15 protein-coding genes and 2 pseudogenes are annotated in these 17,736 nt (G+C 62.1%); 12 read left to right on the top strand and 5 right to left on the bottom strand.

What is annotated here, in order from left to right; translation table 11 throughout:
- Positions 1-83 precede the first annotated feature (83 nt).
- The 10 genes from rbfA (at position 84) to ACP7DD_RS11780 (ending at position 10,583) form a co-directional block, all read left to right on the top strand.
- Positions 84-509 carry a 30S ribosome-binding factor RbfA gene (rbfA, locus tag ACP7DD_RS11735; protein ID WP_099787974.1) on the top strand — a complete coding sequence of 142 codons (426 nt, stop codon included), beginning with the start codon at positions 84-86 and terminating at the stop codon, positions 507-509.
- Entirely contained in the window at positions 509-1,432 is a 924-nt protein-coding gene (gene truB / locus ACP7DD_RS11740; RefSeq protein ID WP_426174982.1) for a tRNA pseudouridine(55) synthase TruB, read from the top strand. The genes rbfA and truB overlap by 1 nt, the downstream gene beginning before the upstream one ends.
- A 173-nt stretch (positions 1,433-1,605) precedes the next feature.
- Positions 1,606-2,058 (top strand): DUF2059 domain-containing protein, encoded by a 453-nt coding sequence (locus ACP7DD_RS11745; protein ID WP_426174983.1) that lies wholly within the window; start codon positions 1,606-1,608, stop codon positions 2,056-2,058.
- Positions 2,059-2,294: 236 nt separating this feature from the next.
- Positions 2,295-2,933 carry a DUF2059 domain-containing protein gene (locus tag ACP7DD_RS11750; protein ID WP_426174984.1) on the top strand — a complete coding sequence of 213 codons (639 nt, stop codon included), beginning with the start codon at positions 2,295-2,297 and terminating at the stop codon, positions 2,931-2,933.
- 338 nt (positions 2,934-3,271) lie between these two features.
- Positions 3,272-5,104: a translational GTPase TypA gene (gene typA / locus ACP7DD_RS11755; protein ID WP_426174985.1), complete on the top strand. Its 1,833-nt coding sequence runs from the start codon at positions 3,272-3,274 to the stop codon at positions 5,102-5,104.
- Positions 5,105-5,143: 39 nt separating this feature from the next.
- Positions 5,144-6,142 carry a tRNA dihydrouridine(20/20a) synthase DusA gene (gene dusA, locus ACP7DD_RS11760; protein WP_426174986.1) on the top strand — a complete coding sequence of 333 codons (999 nt, stop codon included), beginning with the start codon at positions 5,144-5,146 and terminating at the stop codon, positions 6,140-6,142.
- Positions 6,143-6,625: 483 nt separating this feature from the next.
- Positions 6,626-8,395 (top strand): methyl-accepting chemotaxis protein, encoded by a 1,770-nt coding sequence (locus ACP7DD_RS11765; RefSeq protein ID WP_426174987.1) that lies wholly within the window; start codon positions 6,626-6,628, stop codon positions 8,393-8,395.
- Positions 8,396-8,444: 49 nt separating this feature from the next.
- Entirely contained in the window at positions 8,445-8,786 is a 342-nt protein-coding gene (locus ACP7DD_RS11770) for an energy transducer TonB (protein WP_426174988.1), read from the top strand.
- Between the two features lie 78 nt (positions 8,787-8,864).
- Positions 8,865-9,170: an energy transducer TonB gene (locus ACP7DD_RS11775; RefSeq protein WP_426175027.1), complete on the top strand. Its 306-nt coding sequence runs from the start codon at positions 8,865-8,867 to the stop codon at positions 9,168-9,170.
- A gap of 171 nt (positions 9,171-9,341) precedes the next feature.
- Positions 9,342-10,583, top strand: coding sequence for an MFS transporter (locus ACP7DD_RS11780; protein WP_426174989.1), 1,242 nt, complete (start codon positions 9,342-9,344; stop codon positions 10,581-10,583).
- A 28-nt stretch (positions 10,584-10,611) separates the two neighbouring features.
- Here ACP7DD_RS11780 and ACP7DD_RS11785 read toward each other — a convergent pair whose 3' ends face one another.
- A complete protein-coding gene (locus ACP7DD_RS11785; RefSeq protein ID WP_426174990.1) occupies positions 10,612-11,706 on the bottom strand; it encodes a glycosyltransferase family 9 protein in 1,095 nt (364 codons plus the stop codon).
- Positions 11,703-11,855: pseudogene (locus tag ACP7DD_RS11790) on the bottom strand (HAD family hydrolase); the annotation flags it as partial. The pseudogene ACP7DD_RS11790 and the gene ACP7DD_RS11785, both read right to left, overlap by 4 nt.
- 156 nt (positions 11,856-12,011) lie before the next feature.
- Here ACP7DD_RS11790 and ACP7DD_RS11795 point away from each other — a divergent pair.
- Together ACP7DD_RS11795 and ACP7DD_RS11800 are read left to right on the top strand one after the other, a co-directional pair.
- On the top strand, positions 12,012-13,061 hold the full coding sequence (locus ACP7DD_RS11795; protein WP_426174991.1) for a glycosyltransferase family 9 protein: 1,050 nt from the start codon (positions 12,012-12,014) through the stop codon (positions 13,059-13,061).
- A pseudogene (locus tag ACP7DD_RS11800) lies at positions 13,058-14,013 on the top strand (UDP-glucuronic acid decarboxylase family protein). The gene ACP7DD_RS11795 and the pseudogene ACP7DD_RS11800 overlap by 4 nt, the downstream one beginning before the upstream one ends.
- Before the next feature lie 29 nt (positions 14,014-14,042).
- Here the strand turns inward: ACP7DD_RS11800 and ACP7DD_RS11805 are convergent.
- The 3 genes from ACP7DD_RS11805 to ACP7DD_RS11815 form a co-directional block, all read right to left on the bottom strand.
- Positions 14,043-14,492 carry a GNAT family N-acetyltransferase gene (locus ACP7DD_RS11805; protein WP_426174992.1) on the bottom strand — a complete coding sequence of 150 codons (450 nt, stop codon included), beginning with the start codon at positions 14,490-14,492 and terminating at the stop codon, positions 14,043-14,045.
- 770 nt (positions 14,493-15,262) lie between these two features.
- On the bottom strand, positions 15,263-15,580 hold the full coding sequence (locus tag ACP7DD_RS11810; RefSeq protein ID WP_426174993.1) for a hypothetical protein: 318 nt from the start codon (positions 15,578-15,580) through the stop codon (positions 15,263-15,265).
- Positions 15,581-15,999: 419 nt separating this feature from the next.
- The gene (locus ACP7DD_RS11815) at positions 16,000-16,752 is read right to left on the bottom strand and encodes a hypothetical protein (protein ID WP_426174994.1); all 753 of its coding nucleotides are present in this window, start codon (positions 16,750-16,752) and stop codon (positions 16,000-16,002) included.
- Positions 16,753-17,736 lie beyond the last annotated feature (984 nt).

The raw sequence follows: 17,736 nt of genomic DNA on the forward strand, positions 1-17,736 counted from the left end.
TTTGCTGTTACGCAGCACCGCAGGGCGTCAATCGGCACACGCTGATTGGCGCCCTGCGTTTTTTATGAGAAGCTCTATTCATCATGGCTAAACACAGCAAAAACATCCCCGCCCGCGGCTTGCGCGTGGCCGACCAGATCCAGCGCGACCTGGCCGAAATCCTCGCCTCCGGCTTGAAAGATCCGCGCATCGGCATGGTCACCATCACCGAAGTGCAGATCACGCCCGACTACGCGCATGCCAAGGTGTTCTACACCATGCTCAACGACAAGAAGGAAGCGATCAAGAACACCAACGACGGCTTGCAGGCCGCGTCCGGATTCATCCGCAACCAGCTGGGCAAGCTGCTGCACATCCACACCTTGCCGGCGCTGCATTTCGTGCACGACACGTCGACCTCGCGCGGCATGGAAATGTCGCTGCTGATCGACCAGGCCAACGCCACCCGCGCCGCCGATGCCGAGCCCGATCCCGTGCCGGCCGATCCGGACGCACCGCAAGAACGTTGATGAAGCAGCCTCATGTGAAGCGCGTGCGCGACCTGGTCGACGGCGTGCTGCTGCTCGACAAGCCGGTCGGCCTGTCGTCGAACGATGCGCTGATCAAGGCCAAGCGCGTGCTCAACGCCAAGAAGGCCGGCCACACCGGCACGCTCGACCCGTTCGCCACCGGCTTGCTGCCGCTGTGCTTCGGCGAAGCGACCAAGTTCTCGCAAGACTTGCTGGAAGCGGACAAGACGTACGAGACGACGGTCCACCTGGGCATCAGCACGAATACCGGCGACACCGAAGGCGAAGCGATCGCCACGCGCGACGTCCACGTGACGCGCGCGCAGATCGAGGCGGTGCTGGCGCAGTTCCGCGGGCCGATCATGCAGGTGCCGCCGATGTATTCGGCGCTCAAGCGCGACGGCAAGGCGTATTACGAATATGCGCGCGAAGGCATCACGCTCGAGCGCGAGGCGCGCCCGGTCACCATCTACACACTCGAGTTCGTCGCCTACGAGGCGCCGTTCCTGAAGCTGCTCGTTACCTGCAGCAAGGGCACCTACATCCGCGTGCTCGGCGAAGACATCGGCAACGCGCTCGGTTGCGGCGCCCACCTCAACGCGCTGCGTCGCATCCAGGTCGGCGCGCTGACGGTCGACGGCATGGTCACGCTCGAAACGCTGCAGGCCAATGCCGCGCCGCTGTCGATGCTGGCGCCGGTCGACGCGCTGCTGTCGTCGTTCCCGGCGGTGCAGCTCACCGACGAGCTGGCCAAGCGATTCCTCAACGGCCAGCGTCTCGCGCTCGGCAAGGAAGACGTTGCCGTGCCGGAGCAGCAGGGCAGGGTGCGCGTGTATCACGGCGCCGCGCTGCTCGGCACCGCCATCTTGCAGGAGTTCTCGATCCTGGCGCCGGAACGACTAATAGCGTTCAAGCCTGCATAGATCCGCAGTGGCAAGATGTCGAAGCGCGAATCGCCAGCGCAACTCTGCATCGCTGAGCATGGGACGCGCATGAGCGGTCGCATGAAAGGTGGTTCGTGCGCTTGCATGAGGCAGCCTTAGTCGCTACGATCGAGAATTATCAATTACGCAACCCTCAGCGGTTGGGGCCGACCATGCGAACTCTCGTCGTCCTGTTACTCTTATTGTGTGCAAACGTGTCCGCGCAGGATCGTGACGAGCGCGACGTCCTCGCTCGTCGCCTGGCACAGCTGTTGCAGGTGAAAGAATACAAGCTCGACGCGAAGCAGTGCGACAGGGTCGCTGCAGACTCGTCGAAGGAAATCGTCGCGCTCTACTTGCGCAATCCAGCTAACTTCAGTGGCATCTCGCCGCAGTCAATATATTGGCCGGCGGTGGAAAAAACCTACCGCGACCTTTATGCGGTAGCGTGCGCGCCCAGCATGTTAGGCGGCCTCGAAGACGTGACGGTAAAGGCTTACGCGACGATGTCGCCGGCCGACCTGCATGCTGCGCTAGCATTTTATGCATCGCCAGCAGGGCGTGCGATGCAACTTTTGCAGAAGAAAATTCTGGCGGACGCGAACGCATTTTCAAACAAGGTTTAGGCAAGCGAGGAGCTGTCGCGCGCCCGGGCGAACTTTACGGAGGCAATGGTTCAACTCAGCCAAAAATATAAGGCCGACCCGCGTTAATGGACGGATCGTCGCAATCGAGTACAACGCTTCCGATCAGCTGACGTGTCGTTCTGATCGCATCCGCGCCTGACTAGATCAATCGAGGCGACAGGGCCGGTTGTACGATTTGATCTTCACTATCGTGTTAGTCCAGATCGGAGGTCGTCATGCGTCGCCTGCTTGCAGTTAGCCTTTTATTTTGTTCCTGCGCGGCGGCCGCGCAGACTGACGAGCGCGGTGTGCGCACCGCGCAGACCGATGAAGTTCGGCAGCAGAGCACAGAAGTTCCGGCGCAGCCGGAACAGCCTGAGGAGCGCACCGCCGAGCATCCCGACGAGCACATGGTGCTGGCGCGGCAGCTGTCCGTGCTGGGACAGAAGAATGCCGGCGAGGCGCAGCCGGACGCATCATGCGCCGCGGCGTCCGAAAAAATCCGCGCCAACCTGGCGGCGGCGTATCGCACGCGCCCGGGCGACTTCCACGGCATCTCACCGCAATCGGCCTACTGGCCGGATGTGGTGCGCGCCTGGCATGCCTACCGTGGTGACCGCTGCGGCGGCGACTCGCCAACGGCAATTCTCGCGCGCAGCTATGCCGAGAACATGTCGACCGCCGAGTTGCGCGACGTGATCGCGTTCCAGGATTCGCCGAGCGGACGCGCGTTCATCGCCGCCACCCAGCGCGCTCGCGCCGATCTCGACAACATACTGGCCAAACGCGCCAGCGGCGACGCCGAAGGCGCCGGGGACTCGTTCCAGCGTGAGATGTCGAGACTGAAGGCGCAATACGAGGACGATCCCAAATAGCACCTTGGGCCACAAACGCTGAGATAGCAATTGCCTGGCTGCCGGCCGATCATGCCACTCTTCCCGAGTACGGGACTGTTGCCCACCGCCGTCGTCCTCGCGCACGCGGGGACCCCATTTCTGCGAATCATTGCTGACGCCGCTGCCAGGAGCCGGCGGTGCGCCCGGCGCCGTCGCGCCGTTGATGCGGACTGTGCCGCGAACGCCAGCTATTTGCCGCCATCGGCGTCGGATAGTGCGGATAAGCGTGCTATACTAGTGGGTTCCAGAAATCAGAAACACCGTACACCTTCGTACACCTCGTACCTCAGTACGTACCTTCTCAGTTCATTACGACCATGTCTACTCAAAAACGCGCAATTCGTAACATCGCCATTATCGCCCACGTTGACCACGGCAAAACCACGCTGGTGGACAAGCTGCTGCGCCAATCCGGTACTTTCCGTGACAACCAGCAGGTCGAGACCCGCGTGATGGATTCGAACGACCTCGAAAAAGAACGCGGCATCACCATTCTGTCGAAGAACTGCGCTGTTGAGTACGAAGGTACCCACATCAATATCGTCGACACCCCAGGCCACGCCGACTTCGGCGGCGAAGTCGAGCGCGTGCTGTCGATGGTCGACTCGGTGCTGCTGCTGGTCGATGCCCAGGAAGGCCCGATGCCGCAGACCCGCTTCGTCACGCGCAAGGCGCTGGCGCTGGGCCTGAAGCCGATCGTCGTCATCAACAAGATCGACCGTCCGGGCGCCCGTCCTGACTGGGCGATCAATGCCACGTTCGAACTGTTCGACAAGCTCGGCGCCACCGACGAGCAGCTCGACTTCCCGGTCGTGTTCGCATCGGCACTGAACGGCTATGCCAGCCTCGACTCGGAAGTGCGCGAAGGCGACATGACGCCGCTGTTCGAAGCGATCCTCAAGCACGTGCCAGTGCGCGACGACAATCCGGACGGTCCGCTGCAGATGCAAATCACGTCGCTCGACTACTCGTCGTACGTCGGCAAGATCGGCATTGGCCGCATCTCGCGCGGGCGCATCAAGTCCGGCCAGGACGTCATCGTCCTGAACGGTCCTGATTCGACCCCGATCAAGGGCCGCATCAACCAGGTGCTGAACTTCAAGGGCCTCGAGCGCGTGCTGGTCGACGAAGCCGTCGCCGGCGACATCGTGCTGATCAACGGTATCGACGAAATCGGCATTGGTTCGACCATTTGCCAGCCGGACACCCCGGAAGCGCTGCCGATGCTGACAGTCGACGAGCCGACCCTGACGATGAACTTCATGGTCAACAACTCGCCGTTGGCTGGCCGAGAGGGTAAATTCGTTACGAGCCGCCAGCTGCGCGACCGTCTCGACCGCGAACTGAAAGCCAACGTTGCTCTGCGCGTGGCGCCGACCGACGACGACACGATCTTTGAAGTATCGGGCCGCGGCGAACTGCACCTGACGATTCTGATCGAAAACATGCGCCGCGAAGGTTTTGAATTGGCCGTATCGCGTCCGCGCGTGGTCTTCAAGATGGTCGATGGCGTGCGCCACGAGCCGTTCGAGCAACTGTCGGTGGACGTCGAAGAAGCCAACCAGGGCGGCGTGATGGAAGAACTGGGCCGTCGCCGCGGCGACCTGCAGAACATGGAATCGGACAGCAAGGGCCGCGTACGCCTCGAGTACAAGATTCCTGCGCGTGGTCTGATCGGCTTTCAGGGCGAATTCATGACCCTGACGCGCGGCACCGGCTTGATGAGCCACGTGTTCGACGAGTACGCACCGGTCGACAACACCCGCGGTGAAATGGCCGGCCGCCGTAACGGCGTGCTGATCTCGCAGGACGACGGCGCTGCCGTTGCCTACGCGATCTGGAAACTGCAGGAGCGCGGCCGCATGTTCGTCGTGCACAACGATCCGGTCTACGAAGGCATGATCATCGGCATCCACTCGCGCGACAACGACCTGGTCGTCAACCCGATCAAGGGCAAGCAGCTGACCAACGTGCGTTCGTCCGGTACCGACGAAGCGGTGCGCCTGGTGCCGCCGGTGCAGATGTCGCTCGAGTACGCGGTCGAATTCATCGCCGACGACGAGCTCGTCGAGATCACGCCGAAGTCGATCCGCTTGCGCAAGCGTTACTTGAAAGAGAACGAGCGCAAACGCGCCGGTCGCGAAGCGTAATTCACAAGGGGCGCTTCGGCGCCCTTTTTTGTTTCTCCTATGACCCACACCACACTACCTTCCCGCCGCCTGTCGGTCGCCCCGATGATGGACTGGACTGACCGCCACTGCCGCGTCTTCCACCGGCAGATCACGCGCCACACCTGGCTGTACACCGAGATGGTGACCACCGGCGCGCTGGTGTACGGCGACGTCGAGCGCCATCTGCGCTTCAATGACGAAGAACATCCGGTCGCGCTGCAACTGGGCGGCAGCGACCCGGCCGACCTCGCCACTGCCGCCAGGCTGGGCGAGCAGTACGGCTACGACGAAATCAACCTGAACTGCGGCTGCCCGTCCGAGCGGGTGCAGAAGGGCGCCTTTGGCGCCTGCCTGATGGCCGAACCGCAACTGGTGGCCGACTGCGTCAAGGCAATGCGCGATTCGGTGTCGATCGACGTGACGGTCAAGCACCGCATCGGCATCGACAAGGTCGACGACTACAGTTTCGTGCGCGACTTTGTCGGCACCATCGCCGATGCCGGCTGCAACACGTTTATCGTCCACGCGCGCAACGCCATCCTGAAAGGCTTGTCGCCGAAGGAAAATCGCGAGATCCCGCCGCTCAAGTACGAGGTGGCGTACGCGCTCAAGCGCGAGTTCCCCGACCTGGAAATCATCATCAACGGCGGCATCAAGACCAGCGACGAGGTCGCGCTGCACCTCGAGCACGTCGACGGCGTGATGCTGGGTCGCGAGGCGTATCACAACCCGTACGCGATGGCCGACTACGACGCCAGATTCTACGGCGACGACTCGGCAGTGAAGACGCGCCAGGAAGTGCTGGCGGCGATGATCCCGTATATACAAGCGCAGCTCGATGCGCACGCCGCGCGCGGGCTCAAGCTCAACAGCATCACCCGCCACATGCTCGGGCTGATGGCCGGTTTGCCCGGCGCGCGCAGCTTCCGGCAGATGATGTCGGATCCGAAAAAGCTGGCCAGCGCCGACCCCCACCTGCTGCTCGAGGCAGCTGCGCGCATGCAACAAGCGGCCTGATCGTCGTGGGCCACGCGGCGTCGCAGCAGGGGTCTGACCCGGTTTTTCTTTTGGGGTCAGACCCTGAATCAGTTGACGCCCGCGAATCCGGGGTCTGACCCCAACGAGCCGGGTCAGACCCCTGCTGTTGCCTGTACGCCGCAGCCACCGCAGGCGGTATAGACAAGAACGCCGCATACAGTCATTAAATTGCCGCATAGAAACAGCGCGCTCATAGACAATCAGCATTATTCTTGCATCAGAGCAAATTTCCGCTCTATAATTACTCCTCAGTATCGATTTACCGCAGCTTTTCGATTAAAACTGTTGTTCTCGTGAAACAATTGCTCCGCAGCTTCACATTTTTGCATCCGCAGTCTTTTTTTGTTCTATCCTGACAGCAATACTTGCCGCCTGCGTCCAATGGTGCGGCGGTAAATGGGATGACGGATGCCGGTGGCACAGGCGGATCGACTAATCGTATTACTTATAAAAAGACACGCAATGAATTTATCGAACATGAAAGTGGGAACGCGCCTGGGCCTCGGATTCGCTCTGGTCTTGTTCTTCCTTGTTGCCGTCACCGCCATCGGTATCGTGCGCATGGCGCAGATCCAGGACCGTCTTGACCACGTCGTCGGCGTCAACAACGTCGTCACGCGCCTCGTCATCGACATGCGCGGCAACGTCAGCGATCGCATCAACTCGCTGCGCATCCTGACCATGATGTCGAGCCCGGACGAGATGGAAGCGGACATGAACCGCATCAAGGCGCAAACGGCCAAGTACGACGAAATCGAGAAGAAGCTTACCGACAAGTTCGCGACCGAATCGTCGCCGCAGGAAAAGGCGCTGCTGGCACAGGTCAAGGAACACGAGGCGGTGGCGATGCCGGCAATCGCCAAGGCGTCCGAGTTGTGGTTGGCCAGCAAGGCAGAAGAAGCGACCCGCGTGATGATCAAGGAAATCCGTCCAGCGCAGAAAAAATGGATGGAAGCGCTGGAACAGCTTGCCGCGCTGGAAGACAAACTCAATACCCAGTCGCAGCTCCACGCCGAGGATGCGTTCAAAAATGCGCGCAACTTCATGCTCGTGATGGGCCTGCTCGCAGTCGGCATGGGCATCCTGGCAGCAGTGCTGATCACCCGCGGCCTGCTCAAGCAGCTGGGCGGCGAGCCGGACTACACGGCCAAGATTGCCGGCAGCATCGCCCACGGCGACCTGTCGATCGCCATTCACACCGCCGATTCGGACAAGGGTTCGCTGCTGGTCGAGATGAAGGAAATGCGTAACAGCCTGGTCAGCATCGTCGGCCAGGTGCGCGTCGGCACCGAGACGATCGGCACGGCATCGCGTGAAATTGCAGCCGGTAACATCGACCTGTCGTCGCGTACCGAAATGCAAGCCAGTTCGCTGGAAAAGACCGCTTCGGCGATGGAAGTACTGACCTCGACCGTCAAGCAGAACGCCGACAACGCACGGGAAGCGAACCTGCTGGCCGCAACGGCGTCGGACGTCGCCCGCAAAGGCGGCGAAGTGGTGTCGCAAGTGGTCGACACGATGGGTTCGATCAATGCGTCGGCCAACAAGATTGTCGACATCATCGGCGTGATAGATGGCATCGCCTTCCAGACCAACATCCTGGCGCTGAACGCGGCCGTCGAGGCAGCGCGTGCCGGCGAACAGGGCCGCGGTTTTGCGGTGGTGGCGTCGGAAGTGCGCAACCTGGCGCAGCGCAGCGCGGCTGCGGCAAAAGAAATCAAGACCTTGATCGGCGACTCGGTCGAGAAGGTCGAGCGCGGCAGCAAGCTGGTCGGCCAGGCCGGCGTGACGATGGATGAAGTGGTCGCCAGCGTCAAGCGCGTGACCGACATCATGAGCGAGATTGCCAACGCCAGCCAGGAGCAAAGCGCCGGCATTGAACAGGTCAACCTGTCGATCATCGAGATGGACAGCATGACGCAGCAGAACGCGGCACTGGTGGAAGAGGCCGCGGCCGCCGCGCAAAGCCTGCAAGACCAGGCGAGCGAGCTGGCCCACGTGGTCAGCATCTTCAAGCTCGTCGAAGGCGAGGAGGCGCATCAGGCAGTGCAGCCGGCCGCTGTGGCTGCGCCAAGCGCGATCAAGGCCGCCGCCGTCAGGCCGGCGCAACTGCGCAGCACCCGTCCGGCGCTGAAAAAGCCGGCGCCTTCAGCAGCCCCGTCACCGGCGCCGTCGGCACCGAAGCCGAAAAAAGCCGTCGCCGCCTCGGCCGACGAATGGGAAGAGTTTTAAGTCACACCGTCACCTTTTGAATCTATTAACAAGAAATGGAAACCGTCTCATGAACAAGCGCTCTATCAGTCTCATCGCAGCAATGTTGTTGTCCGCAACAGCCAGCAGCGCCTTCGCAGCAGAAGTCGCGGCAACCTTCGACTCCAAGAGCTGCAAGGCCGAGTATCCAAAAGCGTCGTTGATGAACGAAGAAGAAGGCAACGTGCAAGTGGCGTTCCTGGTGTCGGCCGATGGCACCGTGGTCGACTCGAAGATCGAAAAGACCAGCGGCCACAAGAACCTCGACAAGGCCGCCGTCAAGGGCCTGAGCGCCTGCAAGTTCAAGCCGGGCACCAAGGACGGCGCACCTGCGCAGACCTGGGCCAAGGTCGACTACGTCTGGAAGCTGTAATCGTTGAGCGTTTCATCTTTTTGGGGAAATGGTATGTCTACAAATACGCGTTATCTGAGTATCCTCGCTGCCGTGCTGATGTCCAGTATGACCGTCGCTGTAGTGGCCGCTGAAGTGCCGGCGGTCTTCGATCCGAAGACCTGCAAGGCCGAGTATCCGAAAGCGTCGCTGATGAACGAGGAGCAGGGCACCGTGTCGATGTCGTTCCTGGTGGCGTCGGACGGTTCGGTGACGGAGTCGAAACTGGACAAGACCAGCGGCTTCAAGAACCTCGACAAGGCGGCGATCAAATCGATCAGCGCCTGCAAGTTCAAGCCGGGTACCAAGGACGGTTCGCCGGCGCAGACCTGGACCAAGGTCGACTACGCCTGGAAGCTCGATTAAGCGGTAGACATACGACCCCGGCATGCCGCCTGCGCAGCCGGGGTTTTTCTTGCCATCGAACCGCCCGCAGCAGCTCGTTGCGCGGCCATTGGCGTCGCCAAACCATCCTGCCCCGCGGGCGAGCGCGATTCTTTCGTTTACGCCAGACACGTCATTCCGTATATTCCCGGCATGACTTCCGTTCTCCTGATTGCCGCCGCGTGCCTGCTCGCCTTGTTCTCGACCATCGGCGCCTCGCTGCCGTATCCGATCCTGGCGCCGCTGTTTGCCGCCGGCACTGCCACCGACCTGAACAACTTTCTCGGCCTGCCGCCCAAGCTGCTGCTCGGTGTTGCGCTGGCGATCAATCCACTCGGCATGATGCTCGGTTCGGCCCTGCTCGGCCCCTTGTCGGACCGTTACGGCCGCCGCCCGGTGCTGCTCGCTACCGCCCTCGGCGGCGCCGCCGGCCATGCGCTCGCCGCGCTGGCGCTGCTGGCCGAGTCGTATCCGCTGTTCTTGCTTGCGCGCTTCGGTACCGGCCTGTTCCAGGGCAACGGCTCGGTCGCGCGCGCACTGCTTGCCGACAAGCTCGAAGGCGATCTGCGCATCCGCGCCTTCTCGTGGCTCAACGGCGCGTTCTACATGGGCTGGCTGGCAGGGCCGCTGATGGCCGGCGTCACGGTCGGCTGGGGCATCACGGTGCCGTTCTGGGTGGCGGTGGGAATGCTCTCGCTGATGGCCCTGCTGGTGGCGCTGGTGCTGCCGCGCGAGGCGCCGTCGACGGCGACGACGTCGTGGTGGCACGTTGCCCGCAACCAGCATTCGTTCGACCTGCTGCGCTACCCGGAAATGCGCGTGCTGTTCATCGTGCAACTGGCCTATACCTGCGGCGTGACCGCGTTCTACGAGTTCTATCCCTTGTGGCTGGTGGAAGTTGCCGGCTACGACGCGCGCGGCATTGCGTGGACCACCGCCGGGCTGTGCGCGTTGATGACAGTGACTTCGCTGGTGTTCGCCGGCGGCCCGGCCAGCGTGGCGCCGCTGCGGCGCGCCGCCTGGTACGCGTTCGGCGTGGCCGGCGCGGTGGCGCTGGTCGCCGCCGGCAACTTCTGGATCGGCATGGGGGCGATCATCCTGTTTGGCATCCCGAATGCGTGTTACAACGCGATCATGCCTGGCTGGTGCGCCGAACGCTTCGGCAGCTACGGGCAGGGCGCGGTGATGGGGCTGCTGTCGACCATCTTCTGCCTGGCCAACATCCTGATGGCGCTGGCCGGCTCGGTGCTGACGCTGGTCGACACCCGGCTGGTGCTGCTGCTCGGCGCGCTGCTGTCGGCGTGGGCCGGCTGGCGGCTGCGCGGCTGGAGCGTGCGGCTGGCGGTGCCGGCAAGCAACGCGGAAGGCAAGCCGGTCCGCTCCGCCAATTCGTAGCCCGAAGCGCTCAGACTGGCGCGCGCCGCTAGCGTGCCTGGCGCGCCTGCTGTACGGGCGATTCGAGCAGGCTGCACACGGCGTCGGCGACATCGTCCCGGTCGACCTTGGCGAGGCAATCATGATGCCCCTGTGGACACACGCTCTTGTAGCAGAAGCGGCAGGCAACGTCGTGGAACAGCAGCCGGTGTTCGACCTGCCATCGGGTGTGCTGCCGATTGGTCAACGCATACAGGTCGACCAGCGGCGTGCCGAGCGCGGCGGCAATGTTGGCCGGCCCGGTATTGTTCGACACCATCACCGACGCGAGGCCGATCGCGGCGCCCAGTTTGCCCAGATCGATCTGGCCGGCCAGCGAATGGACCGGCACCGCGCAGCCGGCACGGATCTGTTCGACCAGTGCCATTTCGTCGCCACTTCCGCTCAGCACCAATGGGCCGGCGCCGCGTGCGGCCAGCGCGCGGATCGCCGCGCTCCATTTGTCGGCGGGGTAGCGGCGCGACGGCGCGCTGGCGCCGGGATGGAGCAGGATCCAGCGGCGGCGCCCGTCGATGCCGTCGGCATCGAGCCGGCCGCGCATCGCATCGGCGTCGCGCTCGCGCACGCGAAACGACAGCGGGCCGTCGCCGCCGCGGCAGCCGATGGCGCCGACCAGGTCAAGCTGGCGGCGCACTTCATGGCGCACCGTCGCGCCCGGCTCCGGGTCGGCCACCCGGTCGGTCAGCAGCTGGTAGGGATTCTCGCGGCAGTGGGCCAGCCGCAGGGGGATGCCGGCCAGGTAGCACAGCATGGCCGCCGGCGGCGCGCTCTGGCTGTACGACGTAAAGATGACGGCGCCGTCAAAACGCTGCGCGGCCAGCGCCTCGGCGCAGGCGGCGCAGCTCGACGGCGCATGCGCGGCGCTGCTTTTCATCCACGGCGCCTGGTAGGCGATGACGGCGTCGAGTTCGTCGATGAAGGGGACGGCGGCGGCGCCGCTGTGCGAAGTTAGCAGCGTCAGGCGGCGCCCTGGACAGGCTTGCCGCAGCGCGCGCATTGCCGGCGTACACATCAGCACGTCGCCGAGCGCGTCGAGCCGCACGCACACGATGTTGCTTGCGCTGTCCCAGCCAGGCGCGCTCATCGGCCCGCCCCGTGCGCAGCGGCGATCAGTTGCGCCGCGCCATCGAGGTCGGGCGCCGTGTAAGTCGGCGTGCGCTGCGGGCCCGGCAGCCATTCGGTTTCGTGGCCCTTGTCGAGCAGCACGCTGCGGCAGCCGGCGCGGTTGCCCGATCTGGCGGCGCGCGTGAAAGCCGGCGTCGAGGTCCAGCATGTGGGCAAACACGCGGCGGGCGGTCCGTTCCTGCTCGAGAAGCACGGCGTGGCCGCCGGAGGCGGAGGGGCGTGATGGACGACATGTCCGGATACCCGCCTCCGCCATTGGCGGCAATGCGGCGCATTGCCGTGTTCCGCGCGCTGCAGCTGGGCGACATGCTGTGCGTGGTGCCATGCCTGCGGGCCTTGCGCCGCGCTGCCCCGCAGGCACGGATCACGCTTATCGGCCTGCCATGGGCGCGCGAATTTGCCGACCGCTTCCGTCACTACATCGACGCCTTCATGGTGTTCCCCGGCTTTCCCGGGCTGCCCGAGCGCATTCCGGATGTGGCCGCGCCGCCGCGTTTCCTGACCGATGCGCGCCTGCGCCGCTTCGACCTGGCGATCCAGCTGCACGGCAGCGGCGCACTGAGCAATTCGATCGTCGGCCTGCTGGGGGCGCGGCGCATGGCCGGATTCGACGAAGCCGATGGCTGGCGCCCCGATCCGGCCGCCTTTTTGCCGTGGGGCGAACCCGAGCATGAAGTGACCCGCGACCTGCGACTGATGCAGCACTTGGGCTGCAACGCCGACGACACGGCGCTCGAGTTCCCGGTCGAGGTGACGGACCGGGCGGCAGTGGCGGCACTCGGGCCGCTGCCGCCGGAGCGGCGCTTTGTTTGCATCCATGCCGGCGCGCGGATGCGGTCGCGCCGCTGGCCGGCGGCGCGGTTCGGGCAAGTGGCCGACGGCCTGGCCGCGCGCGGATGGCAGGTGGTGCTCACCGGCAGCACCGAGGAACAAGCAGTCGCGGCCGAGGTGATGGCGCACATGGCGGCGCCCGCGCTGGACCTGACCGGGCGCACCACGTTAGGTTCGCTGGCGCTGCTGGTGGCGCGCGCCGGGCTGGTTGCAAGCAACGACACCGCGCTGTCGCATCTGGCGGCGGCCAGCGGCACGCCGGGCGTCATCATCAGTTCCGGCGGCGATCCGGTCCGCTGGGCGCCGCTGGATCGCGCTCGCCACCGTGTGCTGCATGCCGCTGCCGGGTGCCGTCCGTGCGCGTTCGGAGCGTGTCCGATCGGCCACCCGTGCGCGCTGGGCGTGAGCGCCGAGCTCGTGCTCGATGCAGCGCTGACATTGTGCGCCAGCTGCCCTGTGCGCGCACCGGAGATGACGCCATGAAAGAGCAGCACAGCAAGCGGGTGCTGGTGACCGGGGGGGCAGGCTTCCTCGGCTCGCATCTGTGCGCGCACTTGCTGGCGCAAGGTCATGACGTGCTGTGCCTTGATAATTTCTATACCGGCTGCAAGCGCAACATCGCTTCGCTGCTCGGCGAGCCGAATTTCGAACTGCTGCGCCATGATATTACGTTTCCCCTGTATGTCGAGGTGGACGAGATTTACAACCTGGCGTGCCCGGCCTCGCCGGTGCATTACCAGTATGATCCGGTGCAGACAACCAAGACGAGCGTGCATGGCGCGATCAACATGCTGGGGCTGGCCAAGCGCGTGAAGGCAGCCATTTTGCAAGCGTCGACCAGCGAGGTGTATGGCGACCCGCAGGTGCATCCGCAGACCGAAGACTATGTTGGCCACGTCAATCCGATCGGGCTGCGCTCGTGCTACGACGAAGGCAAGCGCTGCGCCGAAACCTTGTTCATGGATGACCGGCGCCAGCACGGCATGCGCGTGAAGGTTGCCCGTATATTTAATACCTACCGTCCACACATGCATCCGAACGATGGGAGGGTGGTGTCGAATTTCATCATGCGGGCGCTGGACGGGCGGCCGATCACATCTATGGCGACGGCACGCAGACGCGTTCGTTTTGCTATGTCGACGACCTGGTCGACGGCTTCGACCGTTTGATGCGCAGTGCCGACGAATTCACAGGACCGGTCAATCTTGGCAATCCGGTGGAGTGCACGATGCTGGAACTGGCGGCGATGGTGGCCGACCTGACCGGTTCGCGCTCAGGCATCGAATTTCGGGTAGCGCCCAGCGACGACCCCGCGCGACGGCGGCCCGACATCTCGCTGGCACGGCAAGAGCTGGGGTGGGAGCCGAGGGTGGCGATGCAAGCAGCGCTGGAGCGCACAATCGCTTACTTCCGGCAGTTGCGCGAAGCGGAGTGACAGGCAGCATCCGACGCCGGCGCCGGTGCTCAGCGGCTCAATGCAAACGTGCGCAGCCGGAAGGGATTCAAGTCTTTTTTGAGGAAGCCGCCAACATACGGATCGGCGACAAAATGCATCTTCTCGTAGAATCCCCGCGTGCCTTCGCGAGGTTCGAGCAGCAGGCGCGGAACACCGAATTGAATGCAATAGCGCTCGATGCTTTTCATGAACCAATCGCCCACACCTTTGCGGCGATATGCATCAGAGATGATCAAGTCAGAGACGTAACAAAATTGCGGAGGCGCCATTTCCAGTCGTGCAATGCCAACCATCTTGTTACAACAGTCGACCGTGACCCATTGCACTCTGCCGGGCGTTGGCTTGCTGCCACCGGGCTCGTCGCCAACTGGGGGCCAGCCGGCATCTTTACGAAACGCTTGCAGCGCTTTTTTACTGAGTGGAGCAAGCAAAGGGCGAAAAACGAGGGGAAAATCCATCTGTGCATCTCAATTTTTGGGAGATGGGCAAGTGTAATGGGCTTGCATCGATGTTGCCGCTAGGAATTTGTAAATCAGGCGTCGCAAATGTAACTGAATGTTTCAGCATTCGACACAAATTCAAGGCTTGTTGCTGGCTTCGGTTCGGTCCGCTTACCGAAGGCAATCGACAAAAAAGGCTACATGCCGAAGCGTGTAACCTTTGATTTACTACATGTTCTTGGGGTGGCTGATGGGGAACCACCACCCACCCACAGACCCCAGTATCCATGCGGGTTTGCGGCGCGTTGTTACACAGCTATGTGTAGCAGTTAGTGTAGCAGATTTGCCCCTCCTGACGACGTCCAGGTCACCGTAATCTGAATCTTCGGCGATGTTCGGCGACTGGAATATCCCCAGCTAAGCCGCTGGCCGTTATTATGCAAATTCAGTCTTCATTTCGCTCGCGGTCGCAGTCCCTCTCGCGGCCGCCCTCGCTACCGACAAGGCGAGCTTGGGAGTTCTCTTGGAGTACCCGGCGACGGGGAGACCGCCAGCAACGAAACCGGCGGTCTTTGACAACATCTTTGTTGGACAAGGAGGGCCAACGAAGTAGCGGGACGAAAAAAAGCCCCCGAGGATTTCTCCGCGAGGGCTGAATCAATGACTCATTCTACGTTGCTTGCTGTGCCGCGAGCATCTCGATTGCGCCAACGACTTCCGGCCGGCTCAACATCGTCATCATGCGTAGATGCCTAGCAACGGCATATCGCGCTTTCGAATCACGCTCGTCATCCCCGCCCTTTGGCTGCGTCAGCTGCTTCGGCGTCGCACTGTTGAACAACCTCCATTAGCGAGCGCAGCAGACCACCCATGCCAACCTCGGCGTAAGCCGTGGTGATGACTTCGCAGAGTCCTTCAACAGCGTACTTCTCATACTCCAGCAGACCGGCTTCCGTAGTACTTGCCTGCCTGAATAGCTTCGAACGTTCGATACTCGCAAGCTCCTCGCTACTTGCGGCATTTCTCTCATGTGAGAGCTGTTCTACAGCCTTGCGTACTACGTAACCGCTATCTTGATTTTTCACTGCCTTCTTCTTTGTCGACATTTTCAGTATCCTAAGTAATATGGTCTAGCACGTATAGCGACCTTCGCGAGGCAATCAATCTTAGTGCATTTCCTTAAGGAAACTTTTGTTGCCGCCAGGTTTGCGCGGCCGGGGTAGAGCTCGATGTGGAACGAGCCTCCAACGACAGGGCCTCGAGCGTTGAAATTCCCCGAGCAGCGCGAGCGCCGTGCGGTCGTTGCGGGCGCCCCAGTCTGTGGGCAAACGAATATGAGGCGTGTCCAAGTTCGCGCGCCAGCCATTTATCTGCCACATTAGATGTCGTAAATACGGTCGAGCTGACCGGTGTCGTCGACTTCAGTCGGCGTGTCCCGGGAGCTACCGCCAGTTACTGCGCTGGCAGCTTCCATCCTTTTAGCGAGGTCAGGGTGGACCATCCGGCCGGTCCCGACTTGAAGTCGTTAGAGTGGAGGCGTATAGGCGCCGTTCAACATGTTTTCGACTGTTCGCTCGGGATGGAACACAGGCAGAGCTTTGTTGACGACGGTCCCCAGTAGTCTCAGGTTCAATTCGGCATGCCAGTGGCTTGGGATGTCGGCGCCGACAATTATCGCGCGCTTCTGGCGATTGATACCCTGAAAGCCAGGGAGCCTGCGCAATGACGCCACTAGCTTGATGAGATAGTCCGGCTTCCTTTCCCTGCTGGAGCGTACCCGTCCCGCCGCTTTTCCAAAAGCGTGACGCCAACGTGATAGGAAACCCTCCTGAAGGGTCCAGGTCCAGACGTAATCAAGGTCACCATTTCGGCGACGAACGGGACGGGAAACCAGGGTGTATTGGTTTTCCCACCCAAGACGCAAGCCCGGTTCGCGCGCATCCATGGTTCGCTTTTCTTTCGGCAGCTCACCGACCCCTTCGGTGGCCATGAGCCAAAACAGCCATTCACGTTCCGGCTTCTCTTCAGGAAAGCTAACCTTCGGGAAAAGCACCAGTCGAGCACAAGAGCGTCCTCGTAAGCGGTCGTTATCCCGCATGCCGCGGGTCGCCAGGACACGGTAGCTTTCATCAAACTTTTTGATTAGCTGAATCACTTTAGTCCCTGGAACGGTTCCGGACTGAAACAGGTGATAGCCATGTCCCGCCGTCTCGGCGATATAGCGCATCGCGGCAGTTTTGGTCACGGCGACATGTACTGGGTTGGCTTTTTGGCTCATTTTCCGACTCCTTTCGAATTGATTTCCTTTCGTATAGCGACATGGCGGCATGCAAGACTAAAGAAGCGAGAAAGAGGGAGGACGGCCTTAGATTTGTGGTGGCTCCAGCTGGGGCCACGTGTTTTCATCCCCTGTGCCGAAGGCACCTAAAAAGAGGCCAAGAAAATTTTTGCGAAGGTTGTTTCGAAGTTGCTATACCAGGCAGGACACTCATCGTAAGTGTTACGACAGGGCCAGCCACCCTCAAGCCAATTTCATTGGCTCTGGGGGCGCGCCAACGCCCCCAGAGCCTTACACACAGTTGATGCACTGCAGTCTGTTTTAGTCGAGCAAACTGCAGTAGCGTCGGGACCGCCGGATGCACATAATCGTGCCCGTCCGGCGATAACGGGCAGCGAGAGGGCGCCACCCTCTCGTTGACCCACACCATCTCATGATTCATGAGAGGGCGCGACCGTCTCAAAGGACCGCCTCGTAAGAGAGCGGCGCTGCAGGAACATTCGGTGTCCACCAGGGCTCCCGATTTGTGAAAGCAGATGAAATCCGAAATTATGGAGAGACCAGGTATCGAATCCTGGACTTGTATCGGGGCGCGAAAGCGTCCGCAAGCTACCCACACCTAGAACTCTGCCAAGTACCCGTAAGGGGCTTGGTGCGCATCTCAACAAACCAAGGGACATGTCCGTGAGCTCGATAGAGCGCGGCATGAACGCGGGGCACCATCGTGCGCAAGCACAATGGGTTCGGGGAGAGCTTAAGGGTGTAATTGCGACTAACGTCGATGGCAGGGATGCCACCGACCAGGCGTCGCATTGGGAGAGTAAGAAATCGACCGCAAGGTCTTGCCGTGGGATGACGTGGGTAGTGCCACTCATTTGTGTGAACTGATGAAACTTCGAAGAAACGCAGACGTTTGGGCCTCTTGGTCGCGTGACGGGGCACTTTGGTGCTCGCCCGCTGGAAACGGGATTCGATGATTTTTAA

Origin of the sequence: Massilia sp. TWR1-2-2 (genome assembly GCF_049897565.1) — a bacterium.
Classification (GTDB): Bacteria; Pseudomonadota; Gammaproteobacteria; order Burkholderiales; family Burkholderiaceae_D; genus JAFCUW01.

Excerpts from the sequence above, each read along its gene's own strand:
- rbfA (WP_099787974.1), top strand. The coding sequence starts at position 84 with ATGGCTAAACACAGCAAAAACATCCCCGCCCGCGGCTTGCGCGTGGCC.
- truB (WP_426174982.1), top strand. The coding sequence starts at position 509 with ATGAAGCAGCCTCATGTGAAGCGCGTGCGCGACCTGGTCGACGGCGTG.
- ACP7DD_RS11745 (WP_426174983.1), top strand. The coding sequence starts at position 1,606 with ATGCGAACTCTCGTCGTCCTGTTACTCTTATTGTGTGCAAACGTGTCC.
- ACP7DD_RS11750 (WP_426174984.1), top strand. The coding sequence starts at position 2,295 with ATGCGTCGCCTGCTTGCAGTTAGCCTTTTATTTTGTTCCTGCGCGGCG.
- typA (WP_426174985.1), top strand. The coding sequence starts at position 3,272 with ATGTCTACTCAAAAACGCGCAATTCGTAACATCGCCATTATCGCCCAC.
- dusA (WP_426174986.1), top strand. The coding sequence starts at position 5,144 with ATGACCCACACCACACTACCTTCCCGCCGCCTGTCGGTCGCCCCGATG.
- ACP7DD_RS11765 (WP_426174987.1), top strand. The coding sequence starts at position 6,626 with ATGAATTTATCGAACATGAAAGTGGGAACGCGCCTGGGCCTCGGATTC.
- ACP7DD_RS11770 (WP_426174988.1), top strand. The coding sequence starts at position 8,445 with ATGAACAAGCGCTCTATCAGTCTCATCGCAGCAATGTTGTTGTCCGCA.
- ACP7DD_RS11775 (WP_426175027.1), top strand. The coding sequence starts at position 8,865 with ATGTCCAGTATGACCGTCGCTGTAGTGGCCGCTGAAGTGCCGGCGGTC.
- ACP7DD_RS11780 (WP_426174989.1), top strand. The coding sequence starts at position 9,342 with ATGACTTCCGTTCTCCTGATTGCCGCCGCGTGCCTGCTCGCCTTGTTC.
- ACP7DD_RS11785 (WP_426174990.1), bottom strand. The coding sequence starts at position 11,706 with ATGAGCGCGCCTGGCTGGGACAGCGCAAGCAACATCGTGTGCGTGCGG.
- ACP7DD_RS11795 (WP_426174991.1), top strand. The coding sequence starts at position 12,012 with ATGCGGCGCATTGCCGTGTTCCGCGCGCTGCAGCTGGGCGACATGCTG.
- ACP7DD_RS11805 (WP_426174992.1), bottom strand. The coding sequence starts at position 14,492 with ATGGATTTTCCCCTCGTTTTTCGCCCTTTGCTTGCTCCACTCAGTAAA.
- ACP7DD_RS11810 (WP_426174993.1), bottom strand. The coding sequence starts at position 15,580 with ATGTCGACAAAGAAGAAGGCAGTGAAAAATCAAGATAGCGGTTACGTA.
- ACP7DD_RS11815 (WP_426174994.1), bottom strand. The coding sequence starts at position 16,752 with ATGAGCCAAAAAGCCAACCCAGTACATGTCGCCGTGACCAAAACTGCC.